The sequence below is a fragment of the Azospirillum sp. P4_B5 genome, from assembly GCF_056402275.1.
This window is the reverse complement of record NZ_JBFUHT010000008.1, coordinates 23,893-45,589: the sequence shown is the minus strand read 5'-3', so window position 1 is coordinate 45,589 and position 21,697 is coordinate 23,893. Positions and strand designations below refer to the sequence as shown.

The 21,697-nt window shown below is 68.5% G+C and carries 24 protein-coding genes; 8 read left to right on the top strand and 16 right to left on the bottom strand.

Annotation, left to right across the window (positions count from 1 at the left end):
• Positions 1-6: 6 nt before the first annotated feature.
• The 6 genes from AC1DVI_RS07950 to AC1DVI_RS07925 form a co-directional block, all read right to left on the bottom strand.
• Entirely contained in the window at positions 7-1,149 is a 1,143-nt protein-coding gene (locus tag AC1DVI_RS07950) for an efflux RND transporter periplasmic adaptor subunit (RefSeq protein ID WP_476957482.1), read from the bottom strand.
• 183 nt (positions 1,150-1,332) lie between these two features.
• Complete coding sequence (infC, locus tag AC1DVI_RS07945; protein ID WP_035673684.1) at positions 1,333-1,866, bottom strand: translation initiation factor IF-3; 534 nt, start codon at positions 1,864-1,866, stop codon at positions 1,333-1,335.
• Between the two features lie 92 nt (positions 1,867-1,958).
• Positions 1,959-2,162: a 30S ribosomal protein S21 gene (gene rpsU, locus AC1DVI_RS07940; RefSeq protein WP_035673681.1), complete on the bottom strand. Its 204-nt coding sequence runs from the start codon at positions 2,160-2,162 to the stop codon at positions 1,959-1,961.
• A gap of 60 nt (positions 2,163-2,222) precedes the next feature.
• Positions 2,223-2,375 (bottom strand): hypothetical protein, encoded by a 153-nt coding sequence (locus tag AC1DVI_RS07935; RefSeq protein WP_476957481.1) that lies wholly within the window; start codon positions 2,373-2,375, stop codon positions 2,223-2,225.
• Between the two features lie 75 nt (positions 2,376-2,450).
• Entirely contained in the window at positions 2,451-2,660 is a 210-nt protein-coding gene (locus AC1DVI_RS07930) for a cold-shock protein (RefSeq protein WP_464883000.1), read from the bottom strand.
• Between the two features lie 252 nt (positions 2,661-2,912).
• Complete coding sequence (locus AC1DVI_RS07925) at positions 2,913-4,625, bottom strand: sensor histidine kinase (RefSeq protein WP_476957480.1); 1,713 nt, start codon at positions 4,623-4,625, stop codon at positions 2,913-2,915.
• 303 nt (positions 4,626-4,928) lie between these two features.
• On the opposite strand from AC1DVI_RS07925, the gene AC1DVI_RS07920 reads away from it, so the two are divergent.
• Both AC1DVI_RS07920 and AC1DVI_RS07915 read left to right on the top strand, forming a co-directional pair.
• Positions 4,929-5,315, top strand: a complete 387-nt coding sequence (locus AC1DVI_RS07920; protein WP_476957479.1) for a response regulator — start codon at positions 4,929-4,931, stop codon at positions 5,313-5,315.
• 30 nt (positions 5,316-5,345) lie between these two features.
• On the top strand, positions 5,346-6,413 hold the full coding sequence (locus AC1DVI_RS07915) for a metal-dependent hydrolase (RefSeq protein ID WP_476957478.1): 1,068 nt from the start codon (positions 5,346-5,348) through the stop codon (positions 6,411-6,413).
• A gap of 13 nt (positions 6,414-6,426) precedes the next feature.
• On the opposite strand, the gene AC1DVI_RS07910 is transcribed toward AC1DVI_RS07915, so the two are convergent.
• The 7 genes from AC1DVI_RS07910 to AC1DVI_RS07880 form a co-directional block, all read right to left on the bottom strand.
• On the bottom strand, positions 6,427-7,137 hold the full coding sequence (locus AC1DVI_RS07910) for an ABC transporter ATP-binding protein (RefSeq protein WP_476957477.1): 711 nt from the start codon (positions 7,135-7,137) through the stop codon (positions 6,427-6,429).
• Positions 7,124-7,882: an ABC transporter ATP-binding protein gene (locus tag AC1DVI_RS07905; protein ID WP_476957476.1), complete on the bottom strand. Its 759-nt coding sequence runs from the start codon at positions 7,880-7,882 to the stop codon at positions 7,124-7,126. The genes AC1DVI_RS07910 and AC1DVI_RS07905 overlap by 14 nt, the downstream gene beginning before the upstream one ends.
• Positions 7,879-8,886 (bottom strand): branched-chain amino acid ABC transporter permease, encoded by a 1,008-nt coding sequence (locus AC1DVI_RS07900; protein ID WP_476957475.1) that lies wholly within the window; start codon positions 8,884-8,886, stop codon positions 7,879-7,881. The genes AC1DVI_RS07905 and AC1DVI_RS07900 overlap by 4 nt, the downstream gene beginning before the upstream one ends.
• Positions 8,886-9,755, bottom strand: a complete 870-nt coding sequence (locus AC1DVI_RS07895) for a branched-chain amino acid ABC transporter permease (protein WP_476957474.1) — start codon at positions 9,753-9,755, stop codon at positions 8,886-8,888. Before AC1DVI_RS07895 ends, AC1DVI_RS07900 begins: the two co-directional genes overlap by 1 nt.
• A 56-nt stretch (positions 9,756-9,811) precedes the next feature.
• Positions 9,812-11,008, bottom strand: a complete 1,197-nt coding sequence (locus tag AC1DVI_RS07890; protein WP_476957473.1) for an ABC transporter substrate-binding protein — start codon at positions 11,006-11,008, stop codon at positions 9,812-9,814.
• Positions 11,009-11,274: 266 nt separating this feature from the next.
• Positions 11,275-12,639 (bottom strand): MFS transporter, encoded by a 1,365-nt coding sequence (locus AC1DVI_RS07885; RefSeq protein ID WP_476957472.1) that lies wholly within the window; start codon positions 12,637-12,639, stop codon positions 11,275-11,277.
• Positions 12,640-12,733: 94 nt separating this feature from the next.
• On the bottom strand, positions 12,734-13,681 hold the full coding sequence (locus tag AC1DVI_RS07880) for a Gfo/Idh/MocA family oxidoreductase (RefSeq protein ID WP_476957471.1): 948 nt from the start codon (positions 13,679-13,681) through the stop codon (positions 12,734-12,736).
• Positions 13,682-14,183: 502 nt separating this feature from the next.
• Here AC1DVI_RS07880 and AC1DVI_RS07875 point away from each other — a divergent pair.
• The 6 genes from AC1DVI_RS07875 to AC1DVI_RS07850 are packed head-to-tail and all read left to right on the top strand — an operon-like array spanning position 14,184 to position 18,705.
• The gene (locus AC1DVI_RS07875) at positions 14,184-14,918 is read left to right on the top strand and encodes a PIG-L deacetylase family protein (RefSeq protein ID WP_476957470.1); all 735 of its coding nucleotides are present in this window, start codon (positions 14,184-14,186) and stop codon (positions 14,916-14,918) included.
• Complete coding sequence (locus AC1DVI_RS07870) at positions 14,918-15,589, top strand: 4-carboxy-4-hydroxy-2-oxoadipate aldolase/oxaloacetate decarboxylase (protein ID WP_476957469.1); 672 nt, start codon at positions 14,918-14,920, stop codon at positions 15,587-15,589. Before AC1DVI_RS07875 ends, AC1DVI_RS07870 begins: the two co-directional genes overlap by 1 nt.
• Positions 15,582-16,640: a 4-oxalomesaconate tautomerase gene (locus AC1DVI_RS07865; RefSeq protein ID WP_476957468.1), complete on the top strand. Its 1,059-nt coding sequence runs from the start codon at positions 15,582-15,584 to the stop codon at positions 16,638-16,640. The genes AC1DVI_RS07870 and AC1DVI_RS07865 overlap by 8 nt, the downstream gene beginning before the upstream one ends.
• Before the next feature lie 26 nt (positions 16,641-16,666).
• Positions 16,667-17,542, top strand: coding sequence for an amidohydrolase family protein (locus AC1DVI_RS07860; RefSeq protein WP_476957467.1), 876 nt, complete (start codon positions 16,667-16,669; stop codon positions 17,540-17,542).
• A 28-nt stretch (positions 17,543-17,570) separates the two neighbouring features.
• Positions 17,571-17,924 (top strand): protocatechuate 4,5-dioxygenase subunit alpha, encoded by a 354-nt coding sequence (locus AC1DVI_RS07855; protein WP_476957466.1) that lies wholly within the window; start codon positions 17,571-17,573, stop codon positions 17,922-17,924.
• 4 nt (positions 17,925-17,928) lie between these two features.
• Positions 17,929-18,705: a class III extradiol dioxygenase family protein gene (locus AC1DVI_RS07850; RefSeq protein WP_476957465.1), complete on the top strand. Its 777-nt coding sequence runs from the start codon at positions 17,929-17,931 to the stop codon at positions 18,703-18,705.
• Positions 18,706-18,725: 20 nt separating this feature from the next.
• Here AC1DVI_RS07850 and AC1DVI_RS07845 read toward each other — a convergent pair whose 3' ends face one another.
• The 3 genes from AC1DVI_RS07845 to AC1DVI_RS07835 all read right to left on the bottom strand — a co-directional run bounded on the left by AC1DVI_RS07845 (position 18,726) and on the right by AC1DVI_RS07835 (position 21,545).
• Complete coding sequence (locus AC1DVI_RS07845; protein WP_476957464.1) at positions 18,726-19,961, bottom strand: NAD(P)/FAD-dependent oxidoreductase; 1,236 nt, start codon at positions 19,959-19,961, stop codon at positions 18,726-18,728.
• Positions 19,961-20,284 carry a 2Fe-2S iron-sulfur cluster-binding protein gene (locus AC1DVI_RS07840; protein ID WP_476957463.1) on the bottom strand — a complete coding sequence of 108 codons (324 nt, stop codon included), beginning with the start codon at positions 20,282-20,284 and terminating at the stop codon, positions 19,961-19,963. Before AC1DVI_RS07840 ends, AC1DVI_RS07845 begins: the two co-directional genes overlap by 1 nt.
• Positions 20,285-20,381: 97 nt before the next feature.
• Entirely contained in the window at positions 20,382-21,545 is a 1,164-nt protein-coding gene (locus AC1DVI_RS07835; RefSeq protein ID WP_476957462.1) for a cytochrome P450, read from the bottom strand.
• Positions 21,546-21,697: the final 152 nt, after the last annotated feature.

Genomic DNA, 21,697 nt, shown 5'->3' with positions numbered 1-21,697 from the left:
GGGCGCTTATCCTCGCGGCTGTTCGGCGGTCTGGGGGGCTCGTTCGGGCTGCACGACCATGCCGGGGCGGACCTTCTGGGCGCCGCCGACGATGACGGTCTCGCCGGCCTGGACGCCCTTCGGCACGGCGATCACCTGATCGAGCTGCGGTCCGGGCTCGATCGGGCGGCGCTGCGCCCGGTTCTGCTGGTCGAGCACCAGGACGTAGCTGCCCTGCTGGTCCTGCTGGATGGCGGACACCGGCACCACCGGTTGCCGCTCGGTCTGCGCCGGGCGGATCAGGACGGTCACATACTGGCCGGGCAGCAGAAATCCCTTGGGGTTCGCGAAGTCGGCGTAGACGGGGATGGTCCCGGTCTGCGGGTCGATTCGGTTGCTGGCGAAGGCGACCTTGCCCTTCTGCTCGTACTCGGAACCGTCGGCCAATCGCAGGGCCGGCACGAAGCGGTTCACCGCGTCGGCCGAGGCGAGATCGGGGGCGGCGCGCTGGACCTCCAGGATGTCGCGGTCGCTGACCGAGAAGACGACCCGGATGGGGTCGAGCTGGACGACCGTGGCGAGCGGGCCGCTGGAGGGGTTGACGAGGTCGCCCACCGTCATCGCGGTGGCGCCGATGCGCCCGTCGATGGGCGAGGCGATTCGCGTGTAGCCGAGGTTCAGCTCCGCCTGCCGCAGCTTGGCTTGCGTCTGCATGATGTCGGCTTCCGCCGTCTCCTGCCCCGCCTGGGCCTGATCAAGGTCGGCCTGGGAGATGTTGCCGCGGGTCCGCAGCTCCTGAGCGCGCTGGAAGGCGCGCTGGGACTCGCGAAGGGTCGCCTGGGCGCGGGCGAGGTCGGCCTTGGCGCTGTCCACGGCGGCCTGGTAGGGCGCCTGCTCGATGACGTAGAGCAGGGTGTCCTTGCTGACGTTCTGGCCTTCCTGGAAGGCCACCTGCTCGATGTAACCCTCGACGCGGGCGCGGGCTTCGAAGTCCTGGATCGCCTGGACGCGACCGATGAACTCGCTGGTCGGGGTGACCTCCCGTTCGCGCACCACCTCGGTCGTGACCGTGGGGGGTGGAGCGTTCGCCGGTTGCTGGGCCAGGACCCCGCCCGAATAGAGCAGGGCGAGAAGGCACGAAACGGCGAGGCCGTGGCGAAGGCGCAGCATCGAGAGTGCTCCCGTTCAACCGTGCCCCTCTAAACAGGGCCGAGTCGATTGGGTTCAGCGATGCCGCTGAAAAGTACGTGCGGTGAGGAGAGCTTTCGGCGGCCGGTGGCTGAAAACGCAAGGGGACCGCCCCATGGAGGGCGGTCCCCTTGCCATCAAACGCGCCGGCTGGTCAGTGGCCGGTCAGCGCGGGGCGATGACCATGACCATCATGCGCCCTTCCATCCGGGGCATCTGCTCGACCTTGGCGATGTCCTCGAACTGGTCGCGCACACGGATCAGCACGTTCATGCCCAAATCCTGGTGCGCCATCTCGCGGCCACGGAACCGCATGGTCATCTTGACCTTGTCGCCCTCTTCGAGGAAGCGCCGCGCGGCCCGCATCTTCACGTCGTAATCATGGTCATCGATGTTCGGTCGGAGCTTCAGCTCCTTGATCTCGATGATCTTCTGCTTCTTGCGCGCCTCGTTGGCCTTCTTCTGCTCCTCGAACCGGAACCGGCCGTAGTCGAGGATCTTGCAGACAGGCGGCTCAGCCTGGGGAGCGACCTCGACGAGGTCGAGCTCGGCCTCCACCGCAGCGTCGAAGGCGTCGCGCAGCGAGACCACGCCGATCATCTCACCGTTGGCCCCGACGAGGCGCACCGTGCGTGCCGTGATTTCCCGATTGATGCGCGGGCCTTCGCGGACCGGGTCCGCATCGTAGAGTTTAGCTATGTCCTGTCTCCAACGGTCTGTCCGGCGAGGAACCGGAATGGGTGCTGACGGCCCTGACGCCGTCCCTCAATTTAAAGCATCGGCGGCCACGGTCAATAGCCCTCGCGCAGTAGGCGCTTGCGCAGCAGCTTACGCCGCCGCCGGACCGATTCCGCTGCCTGTCGTGCCCGGCGCTCCGAGGGCTTCTCGTAACGCCGATGCAGCTTCATCTCACGAAAAAGCCCCTCGCGCTGCATTTTTCTTTTCAGGACGCGCAGAGCGCCCCCCACATCGTTGTCGCGGACCTGAACGAGCATAGGGCGGCGTTCCTCCGGTTGTTGCTGTGGAAAGGCTTTTTTTCGGTACGTATGAGGCGGTTAGCCCAAGGTATCGAGAACGATCTGGCGGATCTCGCGCGGGGTGAGGCGGGGCCACCCCGGCGCCCAAGCCGGCTCGACTGCGGGAACGGGCTGCTGATACTGAGGCTGGGCGGCCTGCGCCACCCCGGTCGAAGGAAGTTTGATGGTCATGCGAATCCTGTTGCCGATGCGGGCGATGCCCGCCGGCCGATGTTGTCTTGTGTTGAAATCCGGGGTCCGCGGCGCTCAGAGCGCGCGCAGGTCCTCGGCCGAAACCTTGTCCCGCCGCGGGTCGCGGACGGCCTCGAACGACAGCTTCTGCCCTTCGTTGAGTTGGCCGATACCGGAGCGGTCGACGGCGGAAATATGGACGAAGACGTCTGCCGAACCGTCATCCGGCTGGATGAAGCCGTAACCCTTGGTGGAGTTGAACCATTTCACGGTGCCGTTAGCCATGGGTCTGTTCCCCTGCTGCTGTTGCCCCGCCCGACATCGGGAAGGGATCAAATTCACTTCGGGAAAAGAGACCCAAACCGGTTGGCCATGGCTGAGGACAGCAGGCCCCGAAACAATCTTGATCGACCCCAGGTGGGAAGACCCGTCGGCTTTTACAAGCGGGGACTGAGCCGTGTCGTCCGTTTTCCGGAAAAGACCGGAACTCATACAGGACGCTGGCGGGCGCCTCGCAGAGGTGAGACCGCGATCACATCACGCGTGGACGGCGACGGGGCGGTGCGCGTCGGCGATGAACGGCACGCTGACCGTGGCGGTGCAGCCATGCCGGCCATCCAAGGATATGGTGCCGCCGATCTGCCGGACAAGCGCGTCGACCAGCGTCATGCCGGTCCCTCCCCTGGGCGGCATGTCCGGGCAGCCGATGCCGTCGTCGGCCACCGTCATCGTCAGACGGTCGCCCGCTTGCCGCAGCCGGACCGTGACCGTTCCGCTTCTCCCCTCCGGAAAGGCGTGCTTCAGCGCGTTGACGACGAGTTCGTTGGCGATCAGGCCGAGCGGTGTGGCGAGTTCGATGGAGCAGGACACGTCGTCCGTGTCGGGGTGGATGGTGATCGCCTCGTTCGGAAGAAGTTCTTGAAGCGCGTCGCAGAGCTGGCGCAGGTGCGTTCCGAAATCGACGTTCATCAGGTCCCCGGAGGTGTAGAGCTGCTCGTGCAGGCGCCCCATCGAGGTCACGCGCCCGGCCAGCGCCTCGATGCGGCCCCGCGACAGGTCCCCCTTGGGCAATCGGCGCATCTCCACCATCATCAGACCGTAGATCACCTGCAGGTTGTTCTTCACGCGGTGGTGGACCTCGCGAAGCAGCACCGTCTTCTCGGCAACGGTGCCGCGAAGCCGCCGGTCCGCCTCCTGCAGGTCGTTCACGTAGGTGTGCAGCGCCCCGGACAGCGTGGCCGCCTCCGTGTAGCGGCCGGTCAGGGGCAGGTGGGGCATCGCGCCGTCGGTGCCCGCGGCCTTGACGGCCCTGGACATGGCGCGCAGGGGAGCCGACAGCCACGTCGCCAGAACATGGCCGACGAGGACCGCCAACAGGCTGGCGCCGATTCCCCACGCAATCACCCGGTTCCGCAGTTCGGCGACCGGCGCCATCGCCTGATCGACCGGCTGGCGGAGCACGACGCTCCACCCCAGCCCGGGATAATCCCGGTAGCCCTTCGTTGGCACAACGCTCGTCAGGAAGCGGCGCCCGTCCGGCCAGGATTCGACCCACGCGCCCCGCCCTGGCGCCGCCGCGAAGGCCAGCGGCTTGCCCACCAGGGGTTTAGGCCCGAGAATCACCGTGCCGTCGGCGGCGAGGATCATCGCCTCGGCCGCGGTGTCCTCGGAAATCTGACCGAGCACGGACCGTTCGACCTCCGACGCCCAATCCCAGCTCAGATGGGCGGCGACAACGCCGGTCAGCGTTCCATTTTCGTCGCGCACCGGCGCCGCAAGGTCGACGAAACGCGGAACCTCCAGCCGGTTCGCATAGAGAATCTTGCCCAGAACCACCGCGTCGTGCACATCGCCGACATAAGGCCGGTCGAACGCCTGCTTCCACCATCCGCGCGCGCTCACGTCCATGCCTTCATAGACACGGCCTGTCGCCGCTTCGAGCAGGCCGGTCGGTCGGATGAAGCCGATCCAGGCATAGTCCGGGTAGGTGTCCTGCAACTTCTGGAGGACGGCCCGCCGCGAATCGCGGGAGGTGTCCGCCGAGCGGATCGTCTCGAGGCTCGTCACGACGAGAAGATCGCGGTAGCGCTCGAACATGCCACGGTCGAGCTTGTCGGCGACCTGGCCGGCGTACAGGTGCAGCTGTTCGCCGATCATGCGCTGAAGCCGGTCTCCGGCTTCGACCTGCAGAATCGCGGCGGTGCCGGCCGTGAAGGCCAGCCCGACACCCCCCAGGCACGCGATCAACATCGCCCTCAGGCCGATTTTCAAGGTCGCGGGTCTTCCTTTGGTTGAGGGGTTCGGATCGGAGCATCGGTTCGTAGCATCGCACCAAGGTCCGGCCGCGCCGCTTCGCATCGGGAAGAATGCGCACATCCCCGCGGAACGAACAAGGGTTGCACGCTCCCCGAAATAGCCCCCGAAGGAGCCGCTGAAACAACCATAAACCGTTCGGCTTTGTTTTTGCGGGAGCCGCTCGCTACAATCAGACCTGGAGCTGAAGCGTATTGCCCCGCCCCTCGGAAGTGTGTTTCTTCTGTACGGTGAGCCGACATGACCGAACCCCGCCACATCCTGCTGGTCGACGATGAAGCCATCGCGATCATGGCGCTGGAGCATGGCCTGATGGACGAGGGGTTCCGGGTCACCACGGCCTTCAATGGCCAGGAGGCCCTGAAGATCTGGCAGGACGATTCCTTCGACGCCCTGGTTACCGACCTCAGGATGCCGGTGATGGCCGGCGACGAGCTTATCCGCAACCTGCGAAGCGAGGAGCCCGGCCTGCCCGTGGTGGTGGTCAGCGGCTACGCCACCGGCGAGATTTCCGAAAAGCTGAAGGTGAGCTTTCCGGACCCGATCGCGATCATGCCCAAGCCGGTGCGCGTCGAGGAAATTTCGGACGCGCTGAAGCGGATGCTGGCGATCGCCCCCGGCGCCTGACCCCGGCGCATCACCACATCACCAGGGACCATGGACACCGTCACCCAAATGCTTCTCGGGGCCACGGTCGCGCAGGCCGGCTTCCGCCGCCGGCTGGGCCGCCGCGCGCTGGCCGTCGGCGCGGGCATCGCGCTGATCCCCGACCTCGACGTCGCCGCCGGCTGGATCGGCGGCCCCTTCGCAAACTGGGTCCATCACCGTGGCCTGACCCATTCGATCCTGTTCGGCCCGGTCGCCGGCCTGCTGCTCGGCTGGCTGGTCTGGCGCTGGCAGCGCCGCCGTCATGGCCCGGACAGCCCGTCGGGCGACGGCGAGGCGCGGCGCGCCTGGATCTGGCTGGCCATTCTGGCGCTGATGACCCACCCGGTGATCGACGTCTTCACGTCCTACGGCACGCAGTGGCTCTATCCGCTCACCACCACGCGCTTCGCCATCAACGCGATGCCGATCATCGACCCGATCTACAGCCTGATCCTGGTGGTCTCGCTGGTGGCCGGCGTCGCGCTCCGCAAGCGGGCGACCCTGGCGCAGGACATCGCGGGCGCGGCGCTGATCCTGGTGACGGCCTACACGCTCGGTGGCTGGGCCATCAACGACCGTGTCGAGGCGCTTGCCAAGGCGCAGACCGGCGGCACGGCCCAGGTGGCGGCCTACCCGACCCTGTTCCAGCCGCTGCTGCGCCGGGTTGTGGCCGAAACCCCGGACGCGGTGCTGGTCGGCTTCCACTCCGTGCTGAGCGACAGGAAGATCCAGTGGGAACGGTTCGAGCGGGGCCGTTCCCCGGCCATCGAGGCGGTCGCGGCGACCCCGGAGGCCGAGGTCTTCCGGTGGTTCTCGATGGACAATCTCATCTGGCGCGAGCAGCCGCTGGAGTCCCGGAACACCCTGGTTCAAGCGCTCGACCATCGCTACGGCATGCCGGGCATCTCGTCGCTCGGCTTCTGGGGCATCCGGGCCGTCGTCGACCCGGCGGGGAGGCTGGTGGGTCCGGTGGAGACCTTCCAGACCCCCCGTGACGCATCGCGGGCGGCGTGGCAGGACCTGTGGGTCCGCATCGTCGGCACGGGTCCGGCGGACCGGACGGTCAGCGCCGACTGATCCCGCGGGTCTGTTACACCGCCAGAGCGACGCCGAGGTGCCGCTCCATGAGGGCGTGGTCGTCCCGCAGATCGGCGGCCGCCCCCTCATGCACCACTTGGCCGCGTTCGAGGATCACCGCGCTCTGCGCGAAGTCCAGGGCGCGGTCCACCTGCTGCTCCACCAGGATCAGGGTGACGGTCAGCTGCGCCAGCGCCTTCATCAGCTGATCGCAGATCACCGGGGCCAGGCCCTCCAGCGGCTCGTCCAGCAGCAGCACCGTCGGCCGGCCGAGCAGCGCACGCGCGACGGACAGCATCTGCTGCTCGCCGCCGGAGAGCGCCCCCCCACCGTTGCCCCGCCGCTCCTTCAGGCGGGGGAACAGGGCGTAGGCCTCCTCCAGGGCGGAGCGCGGCCGGCCCTTCAGCCCGGTGACCAGATTCTCCTCCACCGTCAGCGAGCGGAAGATGTCGCGCGTCTGCGGCACATAGCCCAGCCCGGCCGCCGCCCTTGCGGAGGAGGTGAGGCCGCCCAGCTCGACGCCGTCCAGCCGGATGCTGCCGGCGTGCCGCGTCGTCTGCCCGACCAGGGTGGCCAGCGTCGTGGTCTTGCCCATGCCGTTGCGGCCCAGCAGGGCCAGCCGCCCGCCGGCCGGCACGGTGAAGGACAGGTCTTCGACGATGCGGGTCTCGCCATAGCCGGCGGTCAGGCCGGTGACTTCCAGCGTCCCTTCAGTGCGGCGCATTGGCCCGGCTCCCCAAATAGACCTCGCGGACGCGCGGATCGGTGGTGATCTGCTTCGCCGTGCCGCTGCACAGCAGGCGGCCCTGCGCCAGCACGACGATGCGCTTGGCGAAGCGGAACACCAGATCCATGTCGTGCTCGATCATCAGCACGGCGAGATCGGGCGGCAGACGGTCCAGCGCGTCGAGGATGCGGTGGCTTTCCGAATGCGGCACGCCGGCCGCCGGCTCGTCGAGGATCAGGAGCTTGGGCTTCAGGGCGAGCGCCAGCGCGATCTCCAGAAGACGCTGCTGCCCGTAGGCCAGCGCCCCGACGGCGGTGCCCGCCACCGGGACAAGCCCCATGCCGTCGAGCAGGCCGGCCACCTCGTCGGCCAGCCCCGGCGAGCGCCGGACCGAGGCGAAGAGGCGGAAGGTCCGCCGCTCGCGCTCCAGAACGGCCAGCTCCAGATGCTCGCGCACCGTCATCGAACGGAACAGCCGGGCCACCTGGAAGGAGCGGATCAGGCCGAGGCGCACCCGCGCCTGGGCCGACAGCCGGGTGACGTCCTGCCCGGCCAGCCGGATGGTGCCGGCGCTGGGCGCCAGCACGCCGGTCACCAGATTGACGAAGGTCGTCTTGCCCGCCCCGTTCGGCCCGATCAGCGCACAGCGCTCGCCGGGATGGAGCGCCAGCGTGATGTCGGCCGACACCTGAAGGCCGTCGAAGTTCTTGCTCAGCCCCTGGACCTCGAGAAGCGCGGTCATGCCCGGTTCCCCTTGATGAAACGGTCGGCGAGCGAGGCGATGCCCCCCGGCAGGAACAGCACGGTGCCCATCAGGAACAGGCCGATGAACAGCATCCAGTGGAAGGGATCGATCGCGGCCATCACGTGATGGATGGTCATGAAGGCCACCGTGCCGATGATGGCGCCGACCAGCCGACCGGCGCCGCCGAGCACCAGCATGACCAGCGCCTCCGCCGACCAGGAGAAGCTGACGCTGTCCAGCCCGACGATGCCGCTGGTCACCGCGGTCAGCGCCCCGGCCACGCCGGCGAACACCCCGGCGACGGCGTAGAGCGTGACCAGATAACGGCGCGGCGAACCACCCAGGGCGGCGACGCGCAGCGGGTCCTCCTTCACGCCCCGGCAGGCCAGCCCGAAGGGCGAGCGGACGATGCGCCGCGCGATCAGGAAGCCGACCAGAAGCACCGCCAGCGCGAACAGGTAGGAGGTGCGCCCGAACATGTCGAAGCGGAACAGGCCGAACAGCGGGCTGGGCTCGATGCCTGACAGACCGTCGCTGCCCCCGGTGAGGTCGCGCGCCTTATTGACCACCTCCTGGACGATCTGCACCACCGCGATGGTCAGCATCAGCAGGGTCAGGCCGCGCGCGTGCAGGATCAGTGCGCCGGTGACCAGGGCGACCAGACCGCCGGCCAGACCGCCGACGGCGAGCAGGACGAGCGGGTCGCTCACCAGATGCACCGCGGCGATGCCGGCGGCGTAGGCCCCGGTGCCGAACATCGCCGCCTGCCCCAGCGTGGCGATGCCGCCGAAGCCGAGCACGAGGTCGAGCGACAGGACGTAGAGCGCCGTCGCGGCGATCCGCGTCATGAGGCCGAGATCGTTGGGGAACAGCCAGAAGGCGGCCAGCCCGGCGGCGGCCAGCAGCGGAACCGCGACCCCGCCGAGCGCCCGGCGGAACCGGGGCCCGCGCGCCGCGACCTGCGGGGGCTGGTCGGCGGCCACCGTGTGACTTCCTGCCATCAGGCCGCCCTCCCCTGGAAGAAGCCGTGCGGCCAGCGGAACAGGATCAGGATCAGCGCGGCGTAGAAGAAGAACTCGCCGAAGCTGGGGATCAGGTACTTGCCCGCCGTGTCGACGATGCCGAGCGCCAGGGCGGCGGCGGCCGAGCCGAGGATGTTGCCCGCCCCGCCGACGGCGACCACCGCCAGGAACAGGACGATGTAGCGGATGGCGTAATAGGGCTCCAGCGGCAGCAGCTCCGCCCCCAGCACGCCGCCCAGCGCCGCCAGCCCGGTGCCCAGCGCGAAGGTCGCGGTGTAGAGGCGCTCCGTCCGGATGCCCAGCGCGCCGGCCATGTTCGGGTCGTCCACCGCGGCGCGCAGCTTGATGCCGAAATCGGTGCGCTCCAGCAGCCACCACAGGCCCAGCACGGTCGCCGCCCCCATGGCGATGACGAAGGCGCGGTGCACCGGGATCGACTTCGGCCCGATCGCCACGGTGCCGAGCAGCGCGTCCGGCAGCGGGATGCGCTTCAGCGTGGGGCCGAACAGGTAGTTGATCCCGGCGACGATGACGAAGGTCAGGCCGATGGTCAGCAGCACCTGCGCCAGCTCGTTGGCGGAGCCGTAGATGCGCCGGTACAGCAGCTTCTCCAGCGGCAGCGTGGCGAGCACGGTGAACAGGATCGCCGCCACCAGACCCACGGCGTACGGCAGGCCCAGCCCCTGCGCGGCGTAGGAGGCGACGTAGCCGGCGACCATGGCGAAGGCGCCGTGCGCGAGGTTGACCACGCGCATCAGGCCGAGCGTGACCGACAGGCCGACCGAGATGATGAACAGGATCATCCCGTAGGCGACCCCGTCCACCACGATGCCGAAAAGCGTTTCCATCAGGAACTCCAGCGCGGACAAGCCCCCGCCCGTCGGGGAAGGGGCCGTCGATGGTCCTACTTGCCGACCTTGAAGCCGTAATCGGGCTGTTCGGGGAATCCGGCGACCTCGGTGTTCTGCAGCCGGCCGTCCTTGCGCTCGGTCACGCGCAGATAGATGGTCTGGGTGACGTGGCGGGACTCGGGATCGATCCGCACCGGGCCGCGCGGGCTTTCCCAGGCCATGCCCTTGACCGCCTCCACCGCCTTCGCCCCGTCGCTCTTGCCGCCCGTCGCCTCGACCATGCGGTAGATGACGTGCGCGCCGTCATAGGCGCCGACCGAGGTGAAGGTGACGATGTCGGACGCGCCGAACAGCTCCTTGTGCTTGGCGAGGAACTGGCGGTTCAGGTCGGAATCGTGGGCCTGGCTGTAGTTGAAGGTCGTCGTGATGCCGACCGCCGCGTCGCCGAGCACCGGCAGGTCCGGTTCCTGCGTGATGTCGCCGGGACCGAAGAACTTGATCCCCGCCGCCTTCAGGCCGGTGTCGCTGAAGGCTCGGGCGAAGCCCAGCGTCGTCGGGCCGGCGGGCAGGAAGGCGTAGATGGCCTCCGCCCCGGAATCCTTGATGCGCTGCATGAAGGGGGCGAAGTCGGTGGACTTCAGCGGCATGCGGATGCTGTCGACCACCTTGCCGCCGGCCTTCTCGAAGGTCTGCTTGAAGGCGGTCTCGCCGTCGATGCCGGGGCCGTAGTCGCTGACCGCGGTGGCCACCTTGCGGATGCCCTGCTTGGCGACATGCTCGGCCAGCGGCACGGTGTTCTGCCACAGGGTGAAGGAGGTGCGGACGTAGCGCGGCGACTTCTCGGTGATGGCCGAGGTCGCGGCGTTGAAGATCACGCAGGGGATGTTCGCCTCGTCGATCAGCGGGGCGACGGCCAGCGCGTCCGGCGTGAAGAAGAAGCCGGCGAGGTAGCCGACCTTCTCCTTGACCACCAGCTCCTGGGCCAGGGCCTTGCTCTGCGCCGGGTTGGCCTGGTCGAGGTCCTTGTAGACGAACTCCACCGTGTTGCCGGCGACCGTCTTGCCGTGCTGGGCCTGATAGACCTCGATGGCCTGCTTGAAGGTCTGGCCGACCGTGGCGAAGGGGCCGGAGAACGGCGCGATCACCCCGACCTTGATCGTGTCGGCCCAGGCCGAACCGGCGCCGCCACCAACCGCGAGGGCGCAGACGAAAGCCGTGCCCAGCAGGGCCTTGCGAAATGTTCCGGACATGTTTCCTCCTCGTTTTGAAAGCCCCCGTGCTTTTTCGTCGTTGATTCGGGGGCGTCTTGGCGTTCGCCGGGGCCGGACGCACAGGCCGCCGATACCGTCACCACAGCAGGGATATCAGTGATCGCAGCGCTGCGCTCATTCGTTGGACGAAGGCCCCATTCGTTTTTTGAATAACGTTCGGGGCGCCTTTGCAATGCGGCATGGACATCCGAACCGGCAACCGAGGGTGCCAGGCTGCAAAGCCTATGGGCAGGCTATAGTAAAACTCAATGCCCCAGGGCTTCGACGGTCCGGCCCGTGCCGCTCGACCGGTCCTCGGGATGGACGAACTGCTTGATCAGCAGGGCCAGGGCGGCGACCAGCCCCGGAATGGCGACGATCGTGAAGATGCTGGTGAAATCCAGTTGCCGGCGGGCCAGTTCGGCCACCAGGAACGAGCCGCCGATTCCGCCGAAGCGGCCCAGCCCCAGCATCCACGCCACGCCGGTGGCCCGCCCGTGGGTCGGGTAGAAGCTGGCGGCCAGCGCCGGAAGCGAGGTCTGGGCGGTGTTCATGATGGTGCCCGCCGCGAAGACCGTGACCACCAGCAGCCCGACGTTCCCGGCCACCTGCCCGATGGCGTAGACGGCGCCGTAGGTCAGCACGAAGCCGAAGGCGATGATCCTGTTGGCGTTGAAGCGGTCCATCAGCCATCCCGACAGGATGGCCCCGACGCCGCCCAGCGGGAACAGCGCGGCGATCAGCGCGGCGTCGCGCGGCGCCAGCCCGGCGTCCTTGAACAGGATCGGCATCCAGTTGATCAGCGCGTAGAAGATCACCAGCCCCATGAAATAGGCGACCCACAGCATCACCGAGCCGACCAGATAGCAGCGCGACAGCACGACCGCGATGCCGTTCCGCGCCTTGGTCGCCGGGGCCTTCTCGGTCATCACGAAGCTCGCCGCCCCGGCCGCCGTCTCGGAGATGCGGCGCAGCACGGCGCGGATGCGCTCCACCGGGTGGTTGTGGGCGACCATGTAGCGGACCGATTCCGGCAGCAGGACCAGCAGAACCGCCGCCAGGACCAGCGGCGCGATGCCGCCCAGCACCAGGACGCTGCGCCAGCCCCACAGCGGGATCATCCAGGCGGCGAGGAAGCCGCCGAAGGCCGCGCCGAGCGGGAAGCCGCAGAACATGGCGTTGGTGACCATGGCGCGCCGCCCTTCGGGGCAATATTCGCTCATCAGCGTGACGGCGTTGGGCATCGCCGCCCCCAGCCCGAGGCCGGTGACGAAGCGCAGCATGACGAGTTGGTCCAGGTTGCCCGAGAAGGCGGAGGCCAGGCAGGCGGCGCCGATGACCAGCACGGAGCCGATCAGGATCGCCTTGCGGCCGAAGCGGTCGGCCAGGGGCCCGGCGGACAGGGCGCCGAAGGCCAGCCCGAACAGCGCCGCGCTCAGCACCGGCGCCAGCGCCGGCCGCGCGATGCCCCATTCCGTCGTCAGCGACGGGGCGATGTAGCCGATGGCCGCCGTGTCGAAGCCGTCCAGAAGGACGATGAAGAAGCACAGCGCGAACACCAGCCACTGGTATCGCGAGAAGGGGTGCTCGTTGAGAAAGGCTTGGACGTCGACGCTGCGCGCGGTTGGCATGGGTTTCCTCCTCGAGGGGACTCGTCACGGGGCGTTTGTTGTTTTGCGTCCCGTCGTCTTGGCTTTGGGAATTGCGGCCTGACGCGTTCCCCGCTCAGGCGTTCAGCGATTTTTCCAGGCGGTCGAGCGTCCGCATGGCCGGCAGGCACTGCGCCACGCTGGCGTTGGGCTCGCGCCCGTCGCGGATGGCGGCAAAGAACTCGCGGTCGATCAGCTCGATGCCGTTGGTCGACACAGTGAGGCCGCTGAGGTCGATCTTGTTGTCCTTGCCGTCGTACAGATCGTCGTAGCGGGCGATGTAGGTCCCATTATCGCAGATGTAGCGGAAGAAGGTGCCCAGCGGCCCGTCGTTGTTGAAGGACAGCGACAGGGTGCAGATCGCCCCGGACGGCACCTTCATGCCGATGCTCATGTCCATGGCGATGCCCAGCTGCGGGTGCGTCGGCCCTTGCAGGGCGTGCACCTGGCTGGCGACCTCACCGGTCTGGTACTGGAACAGGTCCACCGTGTGGCAGGCGTGATGCCACAGCAGATGGTCGGTCCAGGTGCGCGGCTTGCCCAGCGCGTTCATGTTGGAGCGGCGGAAGAAATAGGTCTGCACGTCCATCTGCTGGATCGTCAGCTCCCCCGCCTGGACCCGGTTGCGGATCCATTGGTGGCTGGGGTTGAAGCGCCGCGTGTGCCCGGCCATGGCGACCAGGCCGTTGGCCCGCTGCGCCGCGACCAGCCGCTCCGCGTCGGCCAGATTGTCGGCCATCGGGATTTCCACCAGCACATGCTTGCCGGCTTCCAGGCACTCGATCGCCTGGGCGGCGTGCACCGGCGTCGGGGTGGCGAGGATCACCGCCTCCACGTCGGTCCGCTCCAGGCTTTCGGCCAGATCCTTGGTCCAATGCGGAATGCCGCGCGCCTTGGCGAAGCCCTCGATGTCGTCCGGCTCGCCGCCGACCACCGAGACCACCTCGATCCCGTCGATGGCGGCGACCGCCTCCAGATGCTTCACGCCGAAGGCGCCCGCGGCCCCCGCCACACAAATCCTCATCGCGTCCTCTCCCGAAGTCCCTGCTCGGGCTGGGGAGCCCCCGCAACGGCGGGTCCGGCCCCTCGCCCTTAATCCCTCACGATCGAATGGGTATCATCCCGCCCGCCCCTGAGGAAATTCGTTCATCGAAGAGCCCATTTGTTTTTTGAATAGCAGAATGGTGGAATGGGGTGATTCCGGCTGCGTCACGCCCACGCCAAACCGGCCCATCCATTGCGCGACAGCACCGGTTAAAGCATAGCACCGTATGCCCTATGCTCATGATTCGACATAGGATTACGTGAAGGACGACATCTTCGTGCCAGGACCGGCGTCTCTCCCTCGCCAGCCGGTCGGCGACGAGGCTCAACCGAAAAAGGCATCTATAGCAAAACCAAATGGTCAGGACGGGAGTTCGAAATAGGATTTGCCGGCGGGCCGGCGGATGATGGGCCATCGGAATTGGACTGCCCACAATCGGACTGCCCAAAATCAGACTGCCCAGACTGGGGAGCGGACATTCATGGCACAGAACAAAAGAGCGCTGGTGCTCAGCGCCCACTCGGCGGACTTCGTGTGGCGCGCCGGCGGCGCCATCGCGCTGCATCAGAAGAAAGGCTACGATGTCACCATCGTCTGCCTGTCCTACGGCGAACGCGGAGAATCCGCCAAGCTGTGGAAGCAGGACGGCTGCACGCTGGATCGTGTGAAGACGGAGCGCCGCAAGGAGGCCGAAGCCGCCGCCAAGGCGCTGAACGCCCACGACATCCAGTTCTTCGACCTCGGCGATTACCCGCTGGAGATCGACCGCGAGGCCAAGTTCCGTCTGGTCGACGTGATCCGCAAGGTGCAGCCGGCCTTCCTGATGAGCCACTCGCACTACGATCCCTACAACACCGACCATTCCTACGCGACCAAGGTCCTGATGGAATGCCGGATGATCGCCCAGGCCTGGGGCCACAATCCGGGGCAGAAGGTGCTCGGCGCGCCCCAGCTCTACCTGTTCGAGCCGCACCAGACCGAGCAGATGGGCTGGAAGCCGGACGTCTTCCTCGACATCACCGAGGTGTGGGACAACAAGCGCGCCGCCATCGAATGCATGGCCGGGCAGGAGCACCTCTGGGATTATTACACCAACCTGGCGCAGAACCGCGGCAACCACTTCCGCCGCAACTCCGGCGGGCAGGCCGGCGGGCGCAACGCCCGCTACGCCGAGGGCTTCCAGTCGGTCTATCCCCGCACCGTGGATGAGCTGTGATGAACGTCGTCGTCCAAACCATCGAGCGGGCCGACCCGGCGGTGATCGCCGGTCTGGCCGAATGCGGCGTCGCCACCGTGCACGAGGCGCAGGGCCGCAAGGGCCTGCTGGCCTCCGCCCTGCGGCCGATCTATCCCGGCGTCCAGCTCGCCGCCTCGGCGGTGACCGTGCTGGCCCCGCCGGCCGACAACTGGATGCTCCACGTCGCCATCGAGCAGGTGAAGCCCGGCGATGTCCTGGTGCTCGCCACCACCTCGCCGTCGGACGCCGGCTATTTCGGCGACCTGCTGGCGACCTCGGCCCAGGCGCGCGGCTGCGCCGGCCTGGTCATCGACGCCGGGGTGCGCGACGTCCGGACGCTGACCGACATGGGCTTCCCGGTCTGGTCCCGCGCGGTCTGCGCCCAGGGCACGGTGAAGGAGACGCTGGGCTCGGTCAACGTGCCGGTGGTCTGCGCGGGCGCGCTGGTGAATCCCGGCGACCTGATCGTCGCGGACGACGACGGCGTCTGCGTGGTCCGCCGCGAGGAGGCCGCCGAGGTGCTGGCGAAGGCCCAGGACCGGCTGGCCAAGGAGGAGGAGAAGCGGGCGCGGCTGTCGGCCGGCGAACTCGGCCTCGACCTCTACGGGATGCGCGGCCCGCTCGCCGCGAAGGGGCTGCGCTATGTCTGACGGCGTGCGCTGCCTGTGGATGCGCGGCGGGACCTCCAAGGGCGGGTATTTCCTGGCCGACGACCTGCCGCCCGGCACGGCGGCGCGCGACGCCTTCCTGCTGCGGGCGATGGGCTCGCCCGACCCGCGCCAGATCGACGGGATGGGCGGCGCCGACCCGCTGACCTCCAAGGTGGCGGTGGTGCGCCGGTCGGAACGGCCGGGGGTGGACGTCGACTACCTGTTCCTTCAGGTGTTCGTGGACAAAGCCATCGTCACCGACGCCCAGAACTGCGGCAACATCCTGGCCGGCGTCGGCCCCTTCGCCATCGAGCGCGGCCTCATCCCCGCCCGCGACGGCGTGACGCCGGTGACCATCCACATGGAGAACACCGGGCAGATGGCGGTGGCCGGCGTGCCGACGCCGGGCGGGGTGGTCACCTACCGGGGCGAGGCGCGCATCGACGGCGTGCCCGGCACGGCGGCGGCGATTCCCATCGAATTCCGCGACACCGCCGGCTCCTCCTGCGGGGCGCTGCTGCCGACGGGCAACGTGGTGGACGTCATCGACGGCGTTCCGGTCACCTGCATCGACAACGGCATGCCGGTGGTGGTGCTGCGCGCCGCCGACCTCGGGGTGCGCGGCGGCGAGACGCGGGAGGAGCTGGACGCCGACACGGCGCTGAAGGCGCGGCTGGAATCGATCCGGCGGCAGGCCGGGCCACGGATGAATCTGGGCGACGTGACGGACAAGTCGGTGCCGAAGATGACGCTGGTCAGCGCGCCGGCCAACGGCGGGACGGTGTCCACCCGGACCTTCATCCCGCACCGCTGCCACGCCTCCATCGGCGTGCTCGGCGCGGTCAGCGTCGCCACCGCCTGCGCGCTGGAGGGCTCCCCCGCCGCGTCGCTCGCCGTGGTTCCCGACGGCGCCACCAGGACGCTGAGCGTCGAGCACCCGACCGGCGAGATGACCGTGGTCCTCGACCTGGACGGCTCCGGTACGGTGACCCGCGCCGCCCTGCTGCGCACCGCCCGCAAGCTGTTCGACGGAACCGTCTACGCCGACTGATCTCTTTCCCCTGAAGGGAGCCTTCCATGGACGCCGACTACCGTCCCTTCCACCCCAACCCGAGCAAGCCGGCCTACGCGCCGCCGCCCGGCGCGGTGGACGCCCACTGCCACGTCTTCGGCCCGGCCGACCGCTTCCCCTACGCGCCGGAGCGCAAATACACCCCCTGCGACGCGCCGAAGGAACGGCTGTTCGCCCTGCGCGACGAGTTGGGCTTCGCGCGCAACGTCATCGTCCAGGCGACCTGCCACGGCAAGGACAACCGGGCGCTGGTCGACGCGCTGAAGGCCTCCAACGGGCTGGCGCGCGGCGTCGCCTCGGTCGCCCCCGCGATCACGGAGAGCGAGCTGGCCGAGCTGCACGAGGCCGGGGTGCGCGGCGTGCGCTTCAACTTCGTCAAGCGTCTGGTGGACGCCACGCCCAAGGAGGTCTTCCTCGGCATCGCCGACCGGATCGCCACGTTCGGCTGGCACATCGTGGTCTATTTCGAGGCGCCGGACCTGGACGACCTCACGCCCTTCCTGCGCGAGCTGCCCACCACCATCGTCGTGGACCATATGGGCCGCCCGGACATCGCCAAGGGCGTGGACCACCCGCAGTTCCAGAAATTCGTCGCCCTGATGGACGAGAACCCGAAGGTCTGGAGCAAGGTGAGCTGCCCCGAGCGGCTGAGCGTCCAGGGACCGCCGGCCTACGACGACGTGGTGCCCTTCGCCCGCCTGCTGGTCGACCGCTTCACCGACCGCGTGCTGTGGGGCACCGACTGGCCGCACCCGAACATGACCTCGCACATGCCCGACGACGGGCATCTGGTCGACGTCATCCCCCGCATCGCCACCGACGAGGCCAAGCGGACTGCGCTTCTTGTCGACAACCCGATGCGGCTTTACTGGTCCGAATAAGACAGAAACGATCCGGAGGAAAACACCCATGAGCGCGCCGTTGACACACGAGGCCATTCCGGGAACCACCATCTTCGATGGCCGGATGGCGATGAAGGGCTATCCGCTCAACAAGATGTGCTACTCGTTCAACGAGGCGGCGGCCCGGCAGGAGTTCCTGGCCGACGAGGAGGCCTATTGCGCCAAGTTCGGCCTAACCGACGAGCAGAAGACGGCCATCCGGGAGCGCAACGCGCTGGCCCTGCTGGCGGCGGGCGGCAACATCTACTACCTCGCCAAGTTCATCGGCATGCTCGGCCTGAATGTCCAGGACATCGGCGCGCAGCAGACCGGCATGACGGTCGAGGAATTCAAGGCGAAGCTCAAGGCGGCGGGGAACTGAAACCATGGCCAGGATCGTCGGTGGCGTCACCACCTCCCACATTCCCGCGATCGGCAACGCCATCGCCAACGAACTCTTCGAGGACCCCTACTGGAAGCCGTTCTTCGACGGCTATCCCAAGGCCCGCGAGTGGCTGGCCGAGGTCAAGCCGGACGTGGCGATCGTGGTCTACAACGACCACGGCCTGAACTTCTTCCTCGACAAGATGCCGACCTTCTCGGTCGGGGCGGCGCCGGAGTACCAGAACAAGGACGAGGGCTGGGGCCTGAAGCCGCTGCCGCCCTACCCCGGCGATCCGGAGCTGTCCTGGCACATCATCGAATCGCTGGTGAACGACGAGTTCGACATCTGCTCCTGCCAGGAGATGGCGGTGGACCACGGCTTCACCGTGCCGATGGCCCTGCTGTGGCCCGACCAGACCCAGCGTCCCGTCCGCACCATCCCGGTGGCGGTCAACACGGTGCAGCACCCGCTGCCCACCCCGGCGCGCTGCCTGAAGCTGGGCGAGGCCATCGGCCGCGCGGTGGCCTCCTACCCCAAGGACCTCAAGGTGGTCGTGCTGGGCACCGGCGGGCTGTCGCACCAGCTCGACGGCGAGCGGGCGGGCTTCATCAACAAGGACTTCGACCTGATGTGCCTTGAGAAGATCGTCGACGAGCCGGAGGCGCTGGCGAAATACTCCATCCACGATCTGGTGCGGCTGGCCGGCGCCCAGGGGGCGGCCCCGGCGGCCGGGGGCCATAAGCGCAAGGCCGGTGCAGCGCGCGCTGCACCGGCTTGACTCGTTTCGCGGTCCGGCAGTCAGCGCGTCAAGGACGCCAGCGGGAAGGTCTCGTCGGCCGCCTGTTCGGGCGTCAGGGCGGCCCTCCGGTCCAGCAGCTTGCGGCCGACCATGTGGTCCGGCGGGCGGTTGACGGAGTCGATGGCGACCAGCGCGTCGCCGCGGAAATAGAAGGCCGAGAAGCGGCGGTCCTCCGGCGCGCCGCGCAGCACCATCCGGTCGTGAGCGGCGGACAGGCCGACGATCTGCAGCTTCACGTCATACTGATCGGACCAGAACCAGGGCGCCGCCGTGAAGGGACGCTCCCGCCCCAGCAGCGCGGCGGCCGCCGACTTGCCCTGCTCGACGGCGTTCTGCACCGACTCCAGCCGCAGCAGGGTCCCGGTGCCGGTGCGCCGGGCCGTGCAGTCGCCGACCGCGACGATGGCCGGATCGTCCGTGCGGGCGCAGTCGTCCACCAGGACGCCGCCGTCGCACGCCAGCCCACAGGCTTCGGCCAGCGCCGTGTCGGGAACGATTCCGACGCCGACCACCACCAGATCCGCCGGATGCGAGCGCCCGTCGGCGGTGCGCACGGCGGTGACGCGGCCCCCCTGCCCGTCCAGCCCGACCACCTTGGCCCCCAGTTCGACCATCACGCCCTGCCCACGGTGCAGGTCCGCGTAGAAAGCCGCCAGGAACGGCGTCGCCGAGCGGGCGAGCAGCCGGTCCGCCGCCTCCAGGACGGTCACCTCCAGGCCGCGCTTGCGCGCCGCCGCCGCGACCTCCAGTCCGATGTAGCCGCCGCCGATCACCACCACCCGCGCCGTCCGGTCGAGCGCCGCGCGAATCCGCCGCGCATCGTCCAGCGACCGCAGGCCGAGCACACCGTCCAAATCATCACCGGTGATCGGCAGACGGCGCACCCGCGCGCCGGTGGCCAGCGCCAGCCCGCGATAGGCCAGGCGGCGTCCGTCCTCCAGGCGCACGTGACGGGCGGAGCGGTCGATGGCGGCGACGCGCGTCCCGGTCAGCAGGGCGATGCGCTGCCGTTCGAAGAACTCGGCGCCGCGGATGGCGAGTTGCGCCTCCTCCATCGCCCCGGCGAGAATCGCCTTGGACAGCGGCGGCCGGTGATAGGGGGCTGAAACCTCCTCCCCGATCAGCGTGACGGGACCGTCGTAGCCCTCGGCGCGCAGGGATTCGGCGACCTGCAACCCGCCCTGCCCCGCCCCGACGATGACCATACCCGCGTCCGCTTGCGCCGGGCCGCCCATCAGCTCTGGGCCTCCGGCAGGCGGACCACGATGCCGTCCAGCGCGTCGCTCACCCGGATCTGGCAGGACAGGCGGCTGTTGCTCCGCCGCTCCGACGCCGTGCAGTCGAGCATCTCCTCCTCCGTCTCGCTGGGCGGCGGCAGGGAGTCGACGAGCGCCCCGTCCACGTAGCAATGGCAGGTCGCGCAGGCGCAGGAGCCGCCGCATTCGCCCTCGATGCCGGCGACGCCGCTTTGCACCGCGCCCTGCATCAGGGTCCAGCCCGTCGGGATGTCCACGACCTGCTCCAGGCCGTCGTGCTCGATGAAGGTGACCTTCGCCATGGCCGAAAATTCCTTTGGAAAACCGTGTTCTGCGAAAACCGTGTTCTGCGTCTTGGCGCGGCCGGAGTCTCCCCCGGCCGCGCCGTCGTCCCCGTGATCAGCCGACCGCCAGTTCGAGGCGGGTCGGGCTGCGGAAGGTGGTGGAGGGCATCCAGGGCAGCTGGTCCTGCACCCGGACGAACTCCGGCACGCGCTTCAGGAACTCCTCGCAGGCGACGCGGGCGGCCAGACGGGCGAAGGCGGTGCCGAGGCAGGCGTGGACGCCACCGCCGAATCCCAGATGCCCCTTCGGCTTGCGGTCGATGTCGTAGAGGTGGGCGTTGGCGAAACGCCGCTCGTCGCGGTTCCCCGACCCGTAGGCGAGGCAGACGAAATCACCGGCGCGCATCGTCTGGCCGTGCAGTTCGACGTCCTTCTGCAGGCAGCGGCGGAAGCGCTGGGCCGAAGTGTTGAAGCGCAGCGATTCCTCGATGGCGTCGGGGATCAGCGCCGGGTTGGCGGCGAGCCGGCGGCGCGCGGCGGCGTGGTCGGCGAGGTTCAGGGCGAACATCGCGAGGAAGCCCGACAGGGATTCGATGCCGGCCATGATCAGCGTGGTGATGGTCATCTGCACCTCGCGGTCGGCCAGCTTCTCGCCGGCGACCTCGGCCTGGATCAGGGCGGTGATCAGATCGTCGCCGGGCTCGCGCTTGCGCAGCTCGACCAGCTCCTTGGCGTATTCGCTCATCCACTGGAAGGCGGCGAGGTGCTCCGGCCCCTTCTGGCGGGTGCGGGGATCGGACTGCACCATCAGCACGGCCTTGTCGCGCACCATCCGCTCGTTCTCGCGCGGCAGGTTGAACAGGCCGAACAGCACGTCCACCGTGACCTTGCTGGAGACGTCGCTTACGAAGTCGAAGGTCTTCTCCCCCTGCACAGCGTCCAGCGCCCGGTTGGCCGAGGCGCGCACCGGCTCGGTCAGCCCCTCCACCGCCTTCTTGGTGAAGGCGAACTGGACGATACTGCGCAGGCGGTCGTGGCGGGGCGGATCGGTGGTGCCCAGCGTGTTGCCGGCGCGGTTGGGCATCTCGTCCATCAGGTTGCCCTTGGCCGAAGAATAGGTTTCCCAGTCGTTCAGCGCGGTGACGATGTCGTCGTAACGCGACAGCACCCACATGTTGGCTTCTTCGCTCCAGAAGCAGGGATGCTCGTCGCGCAAGGTCTTGTAGAAAGGAAACGGGTCGGCATCGACGGCCGGAGAGTAGGGATCGAAACGGAACATCGGGCGCACTCCTCCGACACCCGCGGCGGCGGGCGGCCAGTTGGCGGTTTTTGGTTTGGATCGACGCGAACCGCTCGGGTCGCGAACAATTTCATCCTAGACGGGTCGACCCCTGCCGCGGAATGGACGAAGCGGAAGGAAAATTGTACTTT

What these genes read in the sequence shown, in the direction of transcription:
- AC1DVI_RS07950 (WP_476957482.1), bottom strand. Translation starts at nt 1,149, where the DNA reads ATGCTGCGCCTTCGCCACGGCCTCGCCGTTTCGTGCCTTCTCGCCCTG.
- rpsU (WP_035673681.1), bottom strand. Translation starts at nt 2,162, where the DNA reads ATGCTCGTTCAGGTCCGCGACAACGATGTGGGGGGCGCTCTGCGCGTC.
- AC1DVI_RS07935 (WP_476957481.1), bottom strand. Translation starts at nt 2,375, where the DNA reads ATGACCATCAAACTTCCTTCGACCGGGGTGGCGCAGGCCGCCCAGCCT.
- AC1DVI_RS07930 (WP_464883000.1), bottom strand. Translation starts at nt 2,660, where the DNA reads ATGGCTAACGGCACCGTGAAATGGTTCAACTCCACCAAGGGTTACGGC.
- AC1DVI_RS07925 (WP_476957480.1), bottom strand. Translation starts at nt 4,625, where the DNA reads ATGTTGATCGCGTGCCTGGGGGGTGTCGGGCTGGCCTTCACGGCCGGC.
- AC1DVI_RS07920 (WP_476957479.1), top strand. Translation starts at nt 4,929, where the DNA reads ATGACCGAACCCCGCCACATCCTGCTGGTCGACGATGAAGCCATCGCG.
- AC1DVI_RS07915 (WP_476957478.1), top strand. Translation starts at nt 5,346, where the DNA reads ATGGACACCGTCACCCAAATGCTTCTCGGGGCCACGGTCGCGCAGGCC.
- AC1DVI_RS07910 (WP_476957477.1), bottom strand. Translation starts at nt 7,137, where the DNA reads ATGCGCCGCACTGAAGGGACGCTGGAAGTCACCGGCCTGACCGCCGGC.
- AC1DVI_RS07905 (WP_476957476.1), bottom strand. Translation starts at nt 7,882, where the DNA reads ATGACCGCGCTTCTCGAGGTCCAGGGGCTGAGCAAGAACTTCGACGGC.
- AC1DVI_RS07900 (WP_476957475.1), bottom strand. Translation starts at nt 8,886, where the DNA reads ATGGCAGGAAGTCACACGGTGGCCGCCGACCAGCCCCCGCAGGTCGCG.
- AC1DVI_RS07895 (WP_476957474.1), bottom strand. Translation starts at nt 9,755, where the DNA reads ATGGAAACGCTTTTCGGCATCGTGGTGGACGGGGTCGCCTACGGGATG.
- AC1DVI_RS07890 (WP_476957473.1), bottom strand. Translation starts at nt 11,008, where the DNA reads ATGTCCGGAACATTTCGCAAGGCCCTGCTGGGCACGGCTTTCGTCTGC.
- AC1DVI_RS07885 (WP_476957472.1), bottom strand. Translation starts at nt 12,639, where the DNA reads ATGCCAACCGCGCGCAGCGTCGACGTCCAAGCCTTTCTCAACGAGCAC.
- AC1DVI_RS07880 (WP_476957471.1), bottom strand. Translation starts at nt 13,681, where the DNA reads ATGAGGATTTGTGTGGCGGGGGCCGCGGGCGCCTTCGGCGTGAAGCAT.
- AC1DVI_RS07875 (WP_476957470.1), top strand. Translation starts at nt 14,184, where the DNA reads ATGGCACAGAACAAAAGAGCGCTGGTGCTCAGCGCCCACTCGGCGGAC.
- AC1DVI_RS07870 (WP_476957469.1), top strand. Translation starts at nt 14,918, where the DNA reads ATGAACGTCGTCGTCCAAACCATCGAGCGGGCCGACCCGGCGGTGATC.
- AC1DVI_RS07865 (WP_476957468.1), top strand. Translation starts at nt 15,582, where the DNA reads ATGTCTGACGGCGTGCGCTGCCTGTGGATGCGCGGCGGGACCTCCAAG.
- AC1DVI_RS07860 (WP_476957467.1), top strand. Translation starts at nt 16,667, where the DNA reads ATGGACGCCGACTACCGTCCCTTCCACCCCAACCCGAGCAAGCCGGCC.
- AC1DVI_RS07855 (WP_476957466.1), top strand. Translation starts at nt 17,571, where the DNA reads ATGAGCGCGCCGTTGACACACGAGGCCATTCCGGGAACCACCATCTTC.
- AC1DVI_RS07850 (WP_476957465.1), top strand. Translation starts at nt 17,929, where the DNA reads ATGGCCAGGATCGTCGGTGGCGTCACCACCTCCCACATTCCCGCGATC.
- AC1DVI_RS07845 (WP_476957464.1), bottom strand. Translation starts at nt 19,961, where the DNA reads ATGGGCGGCCCGGCGCAAGCGGACGCGGGTATGGTCATCGTCGGGGCG.
- AC1DVI_RS07840 (WP_476957463.1), bottom strand. Translation starts at nt 20,284, where the DNA reads ATGGCGAAGGTCACCTTCATCGAGCACGACGGCCTGGAGCAGGTCGTG.
- AC1DVI_RS07835 (WP_476957462.1), bottom strand. Translation starts at nt 21,545, where the DNA reads ATGTTCCGTTTCGATCCCTACTCTCCGGCCGTCGATGCCGACCCGTTT.